Annotated in this window: 9 protein-coding genes; 1 reads left to right on the forward strand and 8 read right to left on the reverse strand. The window is 54.9% G+C overall.

Features of this window, described 5'->3' with window-relative positions:
• Positions 1-65: 65 nt before the first annotated feature.
• The 6 genes from GRI39_RS05560 to GRI39_RS05585 form a co-directional block, all read right to left on the reverse strand.
• Positions 66-1,769 (reverse strand): DUF885 family protein, encoded by a 1,704-nt coding sequence (locus tag GRI39_RS05560; RefSeq protein ID WP_211371467.1) that lies wholly within the window; start codon positions 1,767-1,769, stop codon positions 66-68.
• Positions 1,770-2,978, reverse strand: a complete 1,209-nt coding sequence (locus tag GRI39_RS05565) for a pyridoxal phosphate-dependent aminotransferase (RefSeq protein WP_160738733.1) — start codon at positions 2,976-2,978, stop codon at positions 1,770-1,772. It abuts the gene before it with no gap.
• Positions 2,975-3,886, reverse strand: a complete 912-nt coding sequence (locus GRI39_RS05570; RefSeq protein ID WP_160738734.1) for a bile acid:sodium symporter family protein — start codon at positions 3,884-3,886, stop codon at positions 2,975-2,977. Before GRI39_RS05570 ends, GRI39_RS05565 begins: the two co-directional genes overlap by 4 nt.
• A gap of 25 nt (positions 3,887-3,911) precedes the next feature.
• Positions 3,912-5,216 (reverse strand): NAD(P)/FAD-dependent oxidoreductase, encoded by a 1,305-nt coding sequence (locus GRI39_RS05575; RefSeq protein WP_160738735.1) that lies wholly within the window; start codon positions 5,214-5,216, stop codon positions 3,912-3,914.
• Positions 5,216-5,701: a DUF3830 family protein gene (locus GRI39_RS05580; protein WP_160738736.1), complete on the reverse strand. Its 486-nt coding sequence runs from the start codon at positions 5,699-5,701 to the stop codon at positions 5,216-5,218. Before GRI39_RS05580 ends, GRI39_RS05575 begins: the two co-directional genes overlap by 1 nt.
• A 107-nt stretch (positions 5,702-5,808) precedes the next feature.
• Positions 5,809-7,950, reverse strand: coding sequence for a S9 family peptidase (locus GRI39_RS05585; RefSeq protein ID WP_160738737.1), 2,142 nt, complete (start codon positions 7,948-7,950; stop codon positions 5,809-5,811).
• 122 nt (positions 7,951-8,072) lie between these two features.
• Between GRI39_RS05585 and GRI39_RS05590 the strand changes: the two genes are divergently transcribed.
• Positions 8,073-8,600, forward strand: a complete 528-nt coding sequence (locus GRI39_RS05590) for a MarR family winged helix-turn-helix transcriptional regulator (RefSeq protein ID WP_160738738.1) — start codon at positions 8,073-8,075, stop codon at positions 8,598-8,600.
• Between the two features lie 45 nt (positions 8,601-8,645).
• Here GRI39_RS05590 and GRI39_RS05595 read toward each other — a convergent pair whose 3' ends face one another.
• Together GRI39_RS05595 and GRI39_RS05600 are read right to left on the reverse strand one after the other, a co-directional pair.
• Positions 8,646-10,091 (reverse strand): M20/M25/M40 family metallo-hydrolase, encoded by a 1,446-nt coding sequence (locus tag GRI39_RS05595; protein ID WP_160738739.1) that lies wholly within the window; start codon positions 10,089-10,091, stop codon positions 8,646-8,648.
• A gap of 100 nt (positions 10,092-10,191) precedes the next feature.
• The gene (locus GRI39_RS05600; protein ID WP_211371468.1) at positions 10,192-13,224 is read right to left on the reverse strand and encodes a TonB-dependent receptor domain-containing protein; all 3,033 of its coding nucleotides are present in this window, start codon (positions 13,222-13,224) and stop codon (positions 10,192-10,194) included.
• Positions 13,225-13,252: the final 28 nt, after the last annotated feature.

The raw sequence follows: 13,252 nt of genomic DNA on the forward strand, positions 1-13,252 counted from the left end.
GATCTGGCCGGGCCGCATTGAAGCGCGCTGGCAACATCCCCTCAAGAAATCTTGCCAGTACGCTTTCATTTCTCGGGAACCTGCGTATCCATCAAAGGCCATGGGACAATGCCTTCAGCCATGATCTCGGCGAAAATCTGCGGGATGTTGGCCGCTTCGCCACGCATTTGCGCTGCGTGGATACGTCGGGCAATTTGATCGTCCAGCAATTGCTTGCCGACAATGTAGCTCGTTCCATAGCCAGGTTGCCGCAAATAGAGCAATTGCTCAAAGCCCACCAGATCGGATTCCGGGTCTGCCCAACCACGCGGCGTCCATTCGGAATGGAAAATGCCTGCCTGTTTCAAATCCATCTCATTTGCCTGAACATGGAGTGATGCCAGACCACGGGCCGCGCGATTGGCCAGCATGATCCACACCAATTCACGCCCGCGCGGGTTCTCCTTATAGAGCCCCGCCTGCATCACCAGCTCTTCAAAGGCCGTGGCATAGCCTTCCGAACGCGCTGCATAAATATTGTAAAGTGGCGGTTTTTGCCGAATGGGTGAAGCGTCAGGCTCATGCTTCAGCCGTGCCAGTTCGACCCAGTGAATATCATGGGAATAAAGCGGCCATGGGTCACGCGCTGTGACATGGTAGAAAAACACGCGCTTTTCCGGTGGCACATAATCCAGCGTCTGCGCTTCCAATGCCTGCCTGTAATATGGCTTATCCGGCACAAAGCCCGTGTCGATCACGAAGTCGATAAATTGCGCCATCTTGTCTTTTGCGAAAGCATTATAGGCGGCGACATCTGCAATCGGATCAAGCGGCGGCAATTTGCGATTGCGCCATTCCTCCATCGCCAGCCCGGCAAGGGAGCGATCCAACTCGCGTTGCAGCAGCGTGACCTGTTCATCCCAATCATAGGGCACAAGCTGCACATGGCGCATATACCAGCTATAATTTTCCTTACCGACACCGGACGGGCCTGTTTTGCTGGCAGCTTCCTGTTTGACCCACGCCCCAAATTCAGTGCTGGCATCGCGCGCAACCACCACTGCATTGCGCAAGGAGGACGGCGCGCCTTCCAGTGATGCGTGCTTTTCGCCTTCCAGCGTACGCATTTTGAGCGTGCCCTTGGCCAGTTCATCCAATGTCGCCGCCTGCCCAGCAAAGGCACGCCCGCCATATTGCCACAAATCGCGCGCATTGCCGTTTGCCAGATAGGTTTTCGCCCGTTTGAGCAACACGGGCACACTTTTCAGCCGCCCCTCAAGCTTGGCTGCATCTGAGGCAGAGAGCGGGTAATCATAGGTGAACAGATCGATCACATCAGCGGATGGCCCTTCATGGGCCGGAACATCACTCTCTTCACCAAAGACAGTGGCAAAATAGGACGGGTCGCGCGCCCAAGGCTGGCGAACGCGCAGATCAAAATCGAGGCCGTTCATTTCCGCTTCGATCAATTGCGCATCGGCTACATCGCGCTTGCTCCACCCGCTACGGTCGAGATTTTTGAGGCGCGTGCGCATCTGTTCAAGCATGGCGGCTTGGCTATTCAGTGCATCTTGGCTGAAATCGGGTGCGCCATTGAGCCGGGCTGGCTCCGCCACTTCGCGCCAATCATCAAACAGGTTGACCAATGCTGCCGGTGTTGTGCCGGTGTTGGTGGTGGTGCTCATCGCTTCATCCTGCCGCGCCTGCGCCATGGCAGGCGGAGCGATCATAGACCCTAGCGAGAACACTGCAATTCCTGTGGCCCCCAAAGCCAATGCGCGCCTGTTCATTTACAAAACCTCCCCTGTAAGCTGCCCCTGCGCATCACTTTCGGCCATACTATCAAGCACCCTGCTCATACGCACCATGGCTTCCTTTACGCGTTCAAGCGGTTCAGAGCCAAAGCATATGCGTAGAAAATGATCACCCGATGGGCCATAAAAGCCGCCTGCCTCCACCACCACATGCGCCTCTTCCAAAATGCGGGTGGCAAGCTCGGTAGACTGCATATGCGTGCCTGAAATATCAGCCCAGACATAAATCGTGCCTTCCGGTGCAATGCAGTTCACACCCGGCATAGCATTCAGCGCCGCCACGGCCACATCGCGCTTTTCCCGGTCATCTGCCAGCATGGCCTGCATGGCATCATGTCCATCACGCAGCGCTGCCAGCCCGCCATATTGAACGAAGGGATTGACGTGAGTGACATCATTGGCGGTGATTTTCAGCATGGCTTTCAGCAATGCTTGCGGCCCGGTGGCATAGCCCAGCCGCCAGCCATCCATCGCATAGGCCTTGGTGAAGGCGAAAAGCGATATGGTCCGCTCTGCCATGCCCGGCAAAGTTGCGATGCTGATATGCTCGCCTTCAAAAATGATCTCTTCATAGACTTCGTCAGCGATCACCAGCAGATCATGTGCGATGGCTATGGCGGCAAGGCCTTCCAGCTCTTGGCTTGAATAGACCCGGCCTGTGGGGTTGCAGGGATTAATCAGCATAATCGCTTTGGTGCGGTTTGTGATGAAGGGCCGGATCAGATCGGGATTGAGCGCAAAGCCATTTTCCGCATCAAGTGGAGCGCGCACCACTATGCCGCCTGCCAGTTCAATCTTGCCGACATGCTGGGGATAATATGGCTCCAGCAAAATGACTTCATCGCCCGGATTAACGCTCGCCATGATGGCGGCATAGGAACCGTGGGTCAGGCCATTGGTGACCAGAATATCATCTGCCACTGCGGGAATTTTATTATAGCGGTTCAGTTTTTTGGCCAGTTCTTCACGGAAGATCAGCTCTCCCTGAAGGTCCGAATAATGCACATGGCCTGCACCCAGTGCATCGATTGCCGCCTGCTTGATCAATTCCGGCGTTTGCTGGCACGGGCGGCCAAACTCCATATGAAATAGCTTCACACCCTGCGCTTCAAGCGCCAGCGCCTTTTCATACATGCCGAAAGATTTAGGCGTGCCTTCGGTGATCCGGCGGGCCGGGGAAATCATAGTGGCTTCTCCATATGGATGCAGGATGGGTCAGCAGGCTTTGCAGCCTTGCGCCGCAGCCATGCCACAGCAGGAACGCCGACCAGCATTCCGATAAAAGTGTTGATGATCATCGGCAGCGACATATCGTTGCGATGGAGGAGCGAGACCGCCACAAAGATCGCGGTCGCTTCCTGCCGGATGATATGTTCCATCGCGATGGCCACCGTTTCTGGCCGGGCTAGGCCGGAGAGGCGAGCGATCAGCAGCGCAAGGCCAAGGTTGGTGACATTCATCAGCACCACCACACCCATCACAACGCCGAAGGAACTGGCGATCGTGGGCCATTGTTGCACCACGATCATCAGGAAGATCACCACCAGAACCGCGGTCGATCCGGTTTTGATGATGGGTTGGGCCTGGCCTGCAAAAGTCACCCCAGCCACGCGCCGCGCCAGCATACCGCTGGCCACTGGAAACAGCGTGACAGTGAGGATTTTGGAGAAGGAATCCCATACAGGAATGTCCATCTCGGCCCCCTGCCCAAAGATGATCACCAAGGCGAAAGAGGCAATGAATGGCAGCGTAAAAATGTAAATCAGGCTGACAAACAGACTGAGTGACATCGACAAGGCAACGTTCCCACGTGCGAGGTCTGTCATCAGGTTGGAAAGGATACCGCCGGGGCATGTCGCCAGCAGGATCAAACCCATCGCGAGGGCTGGCGTTGGTGCCAGCGTCAATGCGTAGAACGCCCCGACCAGCGGCACGAGCACCATCATACTAAAAGCGCCCAGTAGAAAGGCGCGGGAATGAATGCCGATCCTGCGGAAATCGTCGACCTCAAGCCCCAACCCCATGGAGAACATAATCAGCCAGAGCGACAGTGGAAGCAGCCAGCTACTGATTATGCTGAAGAGATCTGCCATGTTCACTATACCCCTGTGCCCACGCCTAAAACCCCAACCGTTGCCGCACTTGCTTGGCCATCAAGGCCCCTGACATGATCAATGATGGCAGATAACGGGCAATAAGAAATCCGGATATTTTGCGCGGGGGTTGCGGCGTAATGCGTGTACTTCCACCCCTGCTCATCATCAGCGCAACCTCACGGCCGATCACCGTATTGATTCCCAGGCCACGGCCATTGCAGGCTTGAATGGCGAGCATATTCTCATCCACCCTCACCACGCGCGGCAGCAGATCGCTGTTCACTTGCCCCAACCCGCGCCAGACATAATCGAGCTTTACCGGGTGATAATGGGCCAGCATCGCTTTGAGCCGATCATTCACCCGCTTTTCGATCATTGCATCGCTGGGATGGCCCTTGGAGGGAAATGCCGTCACCAGACGGTTTCCATCAGCATAGCGAAGGGAAAATACATCGGCTTCAAGGTCCGTCAGCGCATGGCGCTGAGGTAGAATTTCCGCCCGCATTGCGGCGCTGAGCGGCTGAGTCGCCACTTCAATGACCGGCAAAGGCAAAGTCGTGCCCGCCAAATTGCGATGCAACACGCCATTGCCGCCATTGGCTGCGAGCAGCACTTTGGAGGCACGAATATCGCCCTGTGCAGTGAGAACCTTCCAGCCATCGCCATTGCGTTCAATTGAGGCAACCTTGCTGCCTTCAAATATGCGCGCCCCCGCGAGCTGCGCCTGTCTGGCCAAACCCTGCACACAGGCCAGCGGGTCGAGCATTCCGCCACTTGTATCGAGCAGAGCGGCCGCATAGCCTTTGCAGCCTGTAAGGCCTTCAGTCTCTTTGAAATCCAGAATCCTGAGGTCAGATCGATAGGGCAGCCATTGCTGCTGAATGTCCTGAAGCTCACGGAATGCATGGCGGGATGTAGACGGCGCAATGAAGCCACTCTGCTCCGCCCCGCACTCCACGCCTAATCGATCAAGCAGGTCAAACAGATAGTCTCCGCTCTCCGCCACAAGTTTGAGGATGCCCTCACCGGCTTCACGGCCAAGCTTTGCCAACACCTGATCAGGGGTTGTACGTACCAATTGAGGAGCAACTACTCCGGCACTCGCCAGTGCAGCCCCTGAACCAATATGGTCTGCTTCAACCAGCACGACATCGGCACCAGCTTGCGCCAGATGCAGGGCCGAAGAGACACCCGCAAGTCCACCACCAATGATCGCAATATCAGCGCTGACGCTGTCCATCAGCGCCGCATGAGACGGCGCGTCAGGAGCGACGCTCGCCCACAGGAACTGCCCCTTGTTTTGAATGGCGGACGACCGGCTCAGCATCAAACGTCGCGCGCAATGGTAATCGCGCATTCTCCGGTTCGGCGGATGGCAGAACACCCTGCCGCAAGAGCACCTCGGTCTTCATCCAGCACACGGGCGCAGATATTGCCCATGATCCAGCCCATCGGCATCAGCAGACGCCCGCCATCCCCATAAAAAAGCCCCACGTCCACAAGGTCAAAAGGCGGGCCATCGCGCCATGTTCCCTTAGGAGCGCAGACCAGCGCAATATCGCCAGCGCGTGGATAGCTGGTGGCATTTTCGGCAGGGACTGCGGCCAGATCGCAATCGGGAAGCGCCTTTGCGCCATCAATCGGAATAGAGATTTCCGGCCCGGTCCACATCGCATGGATCGCGTGGAAAGCCTTGCCTGCTCCAGCCAGATCCCAAAGCACCTGAGCATTATGCGGGGCAACATCATCAAGCAATTGCGCACGAACATTCAGGCCCGAGCGCTGTTCAGTAAAAACTACGATCCGCTTCATACTATCGACCATCCAGCCCCACATTCTATTACGTGAATAATCACGCGATATTGGTTGCGATAACACCTGTCAAATAAATGATGTCACAACACGCCTAAATCCGCGCTCTATTGGCCTTCTGGCTGCAATTTAGCGTCGAAAAAATCTGCCAGTGCATGAAAGGCAAAGCGGGTCGTGGCACCATCATGCATATCCCATGCATGGCCCACCCCCGGCAGGGTTACGAGGTTGAACCGCTTGCCCTGCTGGATCATCTTTTCAGCCAGCGCCATCGTATCGGCATAGAGGACCACTTCATCCTTGGTGCCGTGGATGATAGTCAACGGGTCTTCCAGTCCGGCACTTTGGTAATAAGCCGATTGGCGTTCATAACCTTCAGGGAACCCTTCCCCTTCCGGCGCACCCATAATCCATTCCTGCTCAGGATAGGCATGGAAGACATTGCTCGCCGGTGCGCCTGCCACGCCAGCAGCATAAAAACCGGGCTTTTTGAACACAGACATCAGCGTCATCAGCCCACCATAGCTTGAGCCCCAAATGCCAATCCGGTCAGCATCGGCAATGCCTTGGCTGATAAGATATTTCGCCCCATCCTGAATATCATCAATGTCCAGCGAACCGTAACTGAGGTGCATCGGCGCGTTCCATTTGGCCCCGCGGCCAAAGCTACCGCGAATTTCCGGCTGCAGGACAATATAACCACGCGAAACCAGGTTCTGGTCCAGCCCCCATGTGGGATGGGCAGAACGGCCACCCCATTGGTTGCGCAAACCATCAGAATAGACCGAGCCTACAATCACCGGATAGGGACGCCCCGGATCATAATCAGGCGGCAACATCATCCGCGCCCGGAGCGGTGCGCCATCCACATGGCTGGTATAATCCACATAGCGGACCTGCGCCCAATGCACCTTGTCAAACTCCGGCAGTGGCGAGTGGGTGATTTGCGCCACCGCCCCACTGGCATCACTTTTGCCAATATAGAGATCAGGCGGGGTCACATCATCGCTGAAACGGTCAGCAAAGCGGGCGAAGTCTGGCCCGAAGACGGGTTCATGCGTTCCAGGCCGTGGCATGACCGGGGTAATTTTCCCGCCCGATAAGCCGACGCGATACCAATTGCGATTTTCGAGCCCATCGCGGGAGGATTCAAAATAGACCTCTCCATCATCAGGATCGAGGCGAAAGGATGCAATTTCCCAAGCCCCGCTCGTGATGGCGCGTGGCTTGGCCATAGGCCGGTCAATCCGATAAAGCTGGTTGAAGCCATCATCATCGAGCAGCGTAATCAGGCCCTTGCCATCGGGTGCCCATGCAGTCTGCCAATCCGGCCTGATCTGTGAATCGTCATGATTACGATAGAATGGGGTGCGCTTGCCGCTGGCCAGATCATAAACATCAATCGCGTGATCCTTGATCATGAGATCGCTGCTATCGAGGAAAAGCTGCTTGCCATCAGGTGTCAGGCCAAAGCTCCACACCTGATCCTGATCATTGCCTCGCATGACCAAAGCGCTGGTGCCAGTCTGCACATCGAATGTGCCAATGTGATAGGCAATATTATGCGCATCACCGGGAAAGGCACGCGACACTACATCGCGATGGGGTTCACCCCCGGCGTCATAGGCGATTTCGACAAGCCGCGTCTGGCGCATATCGGATAGGAGATAAGCCAGACGGCTGGTGCTGCCGGCCCATTCATAGCGCTCCACATTGACCTTGGGTTCAGTGGGCACCGCCAGATAGGGCGCATCGCCTGCCCCACTGGCGAGCCACAGGCCCTTGTCAGCCACAAACGCAAGATACTTTCCATCGGAAGACAGAGCCAATTGCCGGACATTGGCAGGCGCGCCGCTGATCTTTTGCGGCATTCCATTCTCATTCAAGCGATAGAGCGCCCCGCCCAGCACAAAGGCGATTGAGCCATCGCTCAGGAATGCGGCCTCGCTCACTCCGGAAGATGGGGCGCCTTCGATATCTGCAAGTGATGTCAGCTTTGTCTTCTTGCCAGACTGCACATCATAGAGCCAGACATCACGAAACGGGCGTCCTTCATCATTCCATAAAAAGGTCAGTCTGGTGCCACTGGCATCCCAGACATAGCCTTCCGGGGATGTGCCGATGATGCTGGTATCACCGTAAAGCGCGTCAATGGAAAGCGCCTGAGCATGGGCGGGCGTAGCATTCACAGCGGCCAGCCCAAGCCCCAAACCCGCCACCAATGCAGTTTTTTGCAGAAAGCCCAGCATCAAATTCCCCATCTGACTTGCGATCGTCGCAATGAATATATAACCAATATCACGTGAAAAAGAATATTGTAAACCTTGCCAGCCGGGCATTCCCGCTGTTGGCTACAGAGCAAAGTTGAGGCATGGCACTTAGGAATGTAATCTGGCCAGACGTGCAGGAAATGGAGCCAAGCGCTATGCCCAAAAAGGCGATTTATGATCCGGGACAAGCTGGCTTCAAGCTGGTCAATTCGCCCTTCTATCTGATGGCCCATGCCGATCATAAATATCATGAAGATATGGATGAAGTGCTGGCCAAACGCGGCATGTCCAAATCGATCTACCGGATCATGACCGTACTGCGTGAAACTGAACCTGCCAGCATCGGCCAGATCACCGAAGGGGCTTTGCTCAAACGCTCTACCGTCAGCCGGATTGTCGATCGTATGATCGAAAATGGCTTCGTGGTGACAGAGCCAGACGCAGAAGATGCGCGGATCACACAGGTCAGCCTGACGCCAGCCGGTCACGCCCAGCTCCGCGAAATGACCCCGGTGGTCAATCGCCAGTTCATTCGGGCAACAAACGGCATTCCGCCAGAAGACCTGGCACAATTGGTGAAGACGTTGCAGAAAATCGGTGAAAACCTCAGCAAGTCACCCATTGAATAAAGGGATGAGGAGCCGCCCTTGAAAGCGGTGCCCCCCCCTTCACCGTCACTGCCCGATATCGCGTAGCAGGTGATCCCAATAATCGAGTTCCTTATAATAGGAATCGAGCCTGATCCGCTCATCAATACCATGCGCTCGCGCATCATCGGGCATCACCCGGCCAAGACTGCCAGCGCCATAAGTTGGAATTCCGGCACTGCGATATTCGCGCCCTTCAGTTCCCCCCGATGACATCACCGGTTCGAGTTTAGCACCCTCATAGGTTACGTTCAGTGCACTTTGTAACGGTGTGAACACATCATCACGTAAGGGCGAAACCGGGCTTTCGACAGGAATCTCGTCCCCCAGCTTAACCGTAATCTTCGGATTGTTAACCGCCTGCTCCAGCTTCAGCCTGACGGATTCCACTGATGTTCCGGGCATAATCCGGCAATTCACTGTGGCATTGGCATTTTGTGGCAGGGCATTTTCAGCATTGCCCGCATCAAGCATCGTTGCCACACAAGTGGTCCATAATACATTGCTGACCGTGGGGTATTTGCGCGCGATGCTTTGCGCTTTTTCATTTGTCGGATCGGTCAAAAGAACCCGCAAAGCCTCCGCAATTTCGCCACTTTCAGTCTGCGAAGATTTCTCCACCATAGCGCGGGTGATATCGTTGAACTCGACAGGAAAATGCAGTGCCTGAACGCCAATCAGGGCATGGGCCAGATCATAAATCGCATTGTCTTCACGCGGCACTGAACTGTGCCCGCCGGAATTTTTCGCAGAGATAATAAAGGTGGCATACGTCTTTTCAGCCGCCTGCATTCCGAACGCTACCGGCTTGCCATCCGCAGTAATTTCACCGCCTCCAGCATCAGAATTCAGCGCAAATTCCGACCGTGAAACAAGCGGGTCGGCGATAATGGCCCGGGTGGTCATCATACCGGTTTCTTCATCACCTGAAAAAGCCAGCAACAGATCACGCTGAGGGGTCCAGCCTTCACGCTTCAACCGCGCAAATGTGGAAACCAGAACAGCTACGCCGAACTTGTTATCCTGCGTCCCACGCCCGTAAAGATAACCATCTTTGACCACTGGTTCATAAGGGTCGGTCTGCCAATTGTCTGGCACCGCCCCCACTACGTCCATATGGGCAAGCAAAGCCACCGGTTTTGCCGCAGGATCGCGCCCTTCATAGCGGACGATGAGGCCCACCAAGGTTTCATCACCATCTTTCACCGGTACACGGCGGATCGCATCCTTGGGGAAGCCTGCGTCGATCAGCTTCCCTTCAATCACATCAATCAGCTTTGGCATATTGCCGCTGCCTTTGAAGGTTGGGATGGCAACCAGTTCTTCCAACAAGTTCAGCGCATCAGCCTTATCCTGCTGCCCGGCGTGCCATGCGGCTGGCACTTTGTCCGCTGCAAAGGCTGGCCCCGCGCCGCCTATCATCAATGACAGCGCGCAGGCTGCAAGAGGTGCCTGGAATAAAGATCTGGTCACGAATACCCCCTTTTGAAAACGCCAAGATAGCCGAACCCGAAGGCTCGGCTATCCCAGGGACTGTAAATGACTACTCCAAAAGTCATTTACAGAACTAAAGTCAGAACTTCACCGAAAGGCCGGAGAAGATGTAACGGCCAGTGGCATCGTAGAACTGCGGATAAGTGTTGCCATTGCCGCCATCTTCGATCGCCGAAGTGGTGGTAAGTGGCGGATTTTTATCCAGAATGTTGTTCACACCAAAGGTCAGACGTACATTGTCCAGCACATCGTAGCCAAGCGAAAGGTCAAAATAGCTGCGACTATTCAACTTGCGATTGAGTTCGGCATAGCTTCCTTCAAGCGCCGGTTGGCTACTGGTCTGAGCAACCTTAACAGCCGACACAAAGCGCCAGGTCAGATTGAGATCAAGCGACCATGGCGTGTTCCAGCTGGTGACAAATTTGTGCCGCCATTCAGGACGCGGACGACCGCAGAGGCCACCGTAAAGCCCTGAGCATTCATAAACATCGGCTTCAGGTGATGTTGGCAGCGGCTTTGTTTTGTAACTGCTGAGATAGGTCCCAACCAGATTGAAGTTGATTGAACCCATCGTATCCGTGCGAAGGCGATAGTTGGCATTAAGATCGAAACCACTGGTTTTGAGCGAACCGGTATTCAGATTGATCCGTTCAAAATAGCCGTCATTCGTCAGGTAGAGCGTGCCGCCCTGCCCACGCTTAATAAGCGAGCATGAATATTCATCTGCATCATACAGGCAATTGTTGAGCGACAGATTGGGATTCACACTGCCGATCAGATCGGCCACAGTGATGTTGAAATAATCGACTGACATGGTGAATCCGGGAACAAAGGCTGGTGTAAACACCGCACCCAAAGCCCAGGTATCTGCCTTTTCCGGCTTCAAATCAGGATTGCCGCCGATCAGTGCATTGAACTGGCCTGATGGGTTGTCGACAATATTGCCGTATTGCGCAGCGGTCACACCGGTATTGGCGCATTGCTCAAATGTCGCAAAGGGCGTTTCACCGGAACATGGATCAAAGGAGCCATTGGCAAGCTCGGTCAGTTCCACTTCGAATTTGGACTGCGAGGCGAACAATTCGATCACATTAGGTGCGCGAACGGCCCGCTGATAGCTACCACGGAAGCGCAGTGCATTGGTCGGTGCCCAGTTAAGCCCTGCCTTGTAAGTGTGGGTCTGGAAGCCGCTATCATAATCCGAATAACGGTAAGCACCTTCGACAGACAGGAGCTTGAAGAAAGGCTGATCTTCAACAATCGGCATATTGATTTCGCCGAAAATTTCCTTGGCCGTGGTGGAGCCACTGACCGGATATTCAGGTTCGGCTGAATTCTGATAGGCTTGGTCAGGGTTATAATCGAGCGTGTTCTTGCGATATTCGACACCGAAAGCGATGCCGATGCCATTGCCTGCCCAAGGCAGGGTCATGCCATATTGGCCAAGATCACCACTGACCGAAGCGACGATGTCGGTCAGCGCGGTGCTGCCGGTGATGGTCTGTACTTCAGAAATGTAATCAACTGCTTCCTGGCTCGCCCGATTGCCGCTGATCAGATCGAGAGGCGCACAATTGGGATTATCATTACCGCTGATGCCATCAGCATTGATCGCGCATACAATTTGGCCGAATGTGTCCGATCCGGCCCGCTGATCAACAACCGCATTCAGCGCTTCGGCAAAGCGGTTGGTGTTCGAATTGCCATAGAAGCGGCTATCATAATTGACCTTGGAATAGGTCGCAGAAACATCGTAGCTGAAGGCATCGTTGATGTCGCCACGGACACCGCCGACCATGCGGAACGTGGCATGATGGATGTTATCCTGACGGTTTCCGCCTTCGACATTGCGGCGGCTAATCAGAACGCCATCTGCCACCGCTTCAGGCCCGACATAGGCGCCATTTGCATCGTAAATACTGCCGGTTGAAAGGCCTGCTGCGCCGCAAAGGAACTGCGCCTGCTGATCGGACAGAAAGGCGTTGTCGCAATTGATGCCGCCGCTGCTTCCGTTGATCCCGCCAGAAATCACACCCGGCGCAATCTGAGCGGTGGACGTATCGTCCATATAGCCGACTTCAAAATAGGGGACGATGCCGGAGGTCAGCTCATAATGGCCAATCGCGCCCAATGTGTAGCGCTGATCAGGGCGCTGATAATAGTTGTATGGCGCGTAATTGAACGTTTTGCGGCCTTCTACAAATTCACCATTATCAGCGCGGAACTGAGTGGGTACACCACTGAGCTGGCTGGTATTCGTGAAATTGGCAGGGAAGTTATAACCCGACCCGCCACAGGCATAATTTTCGCCGTTCGGACCCGAAGTGGCAAGGGCGCAAGAACTGTAATCATAGTCTTTTTGCAGGATAGGATTGATCTTGCGATAAGACCCATAGGCCGTGACATTGCCGCGGCCATCAGAAGTGTTCGTGCCAACGACAACCGAATATTCCTGCGTAAAGCCATTCCAGACACTGTCTTTTGGCTTCGCATAACCACTCTCATCAAGCAGATCACGCAGGCTGTCAGAACTGTTATTATGCTGATAGCCGGCAAGATTGACATCGATCTTTATGCCCTCGAAATCCTGCTTAAGCTTGAAGTTGACCACGCCTGCAATGGCATCTGAACCATAGACAGCAGACGCACCACCAGTGAGCACTTCAACATTTTCAATCAGCGCCGTCGGGATCTGATTGATGTCTGACGGGATCGACTTGGGCGAACCGTAGGACAGGCGACGCCCATTCACGAGCACCAATGTACGGGTTGGGCCAAGGCCGCGAAGATCGACCTGCGCTGTTCCCGTTGCTTCATTGGAATTGGACGACCCTTGCGCCGCAAAAACCTGCGGAAGCTGATTAATCATGTCTTCAGCACGCGTCACACCACGTGAAGCAAATTCCTGTGAACTCACCTGGACAACCGGGCTGACGCTCTCTTCATTGGCTGAGCGAATGCGTGAACCAGTCACCACGATGGCGCCAGAAAGGTCATCATCATTGCTGTCTGCGGCCGGAACGCTCTGCGCCTGCGCGTGAACCGACATGCCCATTCCCATGAGCACAGTGGTAGCTAACAAGGCTTTTTTCTGTATTTGACGTATCATCATGAACCCCCATTGTTGCGTGTATTCAAAC

The organism is Altericroceibacterium indicum, assembly GCF_009828105.1.
Taxonomy (GTDB): domain Bacteria; phylum Pseudomonadota; class Alphaproteobacteria; order Sphingomonadales; family Sphingomonadaceae; genus Altericroceibacterium; species Altericroceibacterium indicum.

Bases quoted from the DNA above. Each gene is read 5' to 3' on its own strand.
- GRI39_RS05560 (WP_211371467.1), bottom strand. From the start codon at position 1,769: ATGAACAGGCGCGCATTGGCTTTGGGGGCCACAGGAATTGCAGTGTTC.
- GRI39_RS05565 (WP_160738733.1), bottom strand. From the start codon at position 2,978: ATGATTTCCCCGGCCCGCCGGATCACCGAAGGCACGCCTAAATCTTTC.
- GRI39_RS05570 (WP_160738734.1), bottom strand. From the start codon at position 3,886: ATGGCAGATCTCTTCAGCATAATCAGTAGCTGGCTGCTTCCACTGTCG.
- GRI39_RS05575 (WP_160738735.1), bottom strand. From the start codon at position 5,216: ATGCTGAGCCGGTCGTCCGCCATTCAAAACAAGGGGCAGTTCCTGTGG.
- GRI39_RS05580 (WP_160738736.1), bottom strand. From the start codon at position 5,701: ATGAAGCGGATCGTAGTTTTTACTGAACAGCGCTCGGGCCTGAATGTT.
- GRI39_RS05585 (WP_160738737.1), bottom strand. From the start codon at position 7,950: ATGCTGGGCTTTCTGCAAAAAACTGCATTGGTGGCGGGTTTGGGGCTT.
- GRI39_RS05590 (WP_160738738.1), top strand. From the start codon at position 8,073: ATGGCACTTAGGAATGTAATCTGGCCAGACGTGCAGGAAATGGAGCCA.
- GRI39_RS05600 (WP_211371468.1), bottom strand. From the start codon at position 13,224: ATGATGATACGTCAAATACAGAAAAAAGCCTTGTTAGCTACCACTGTG.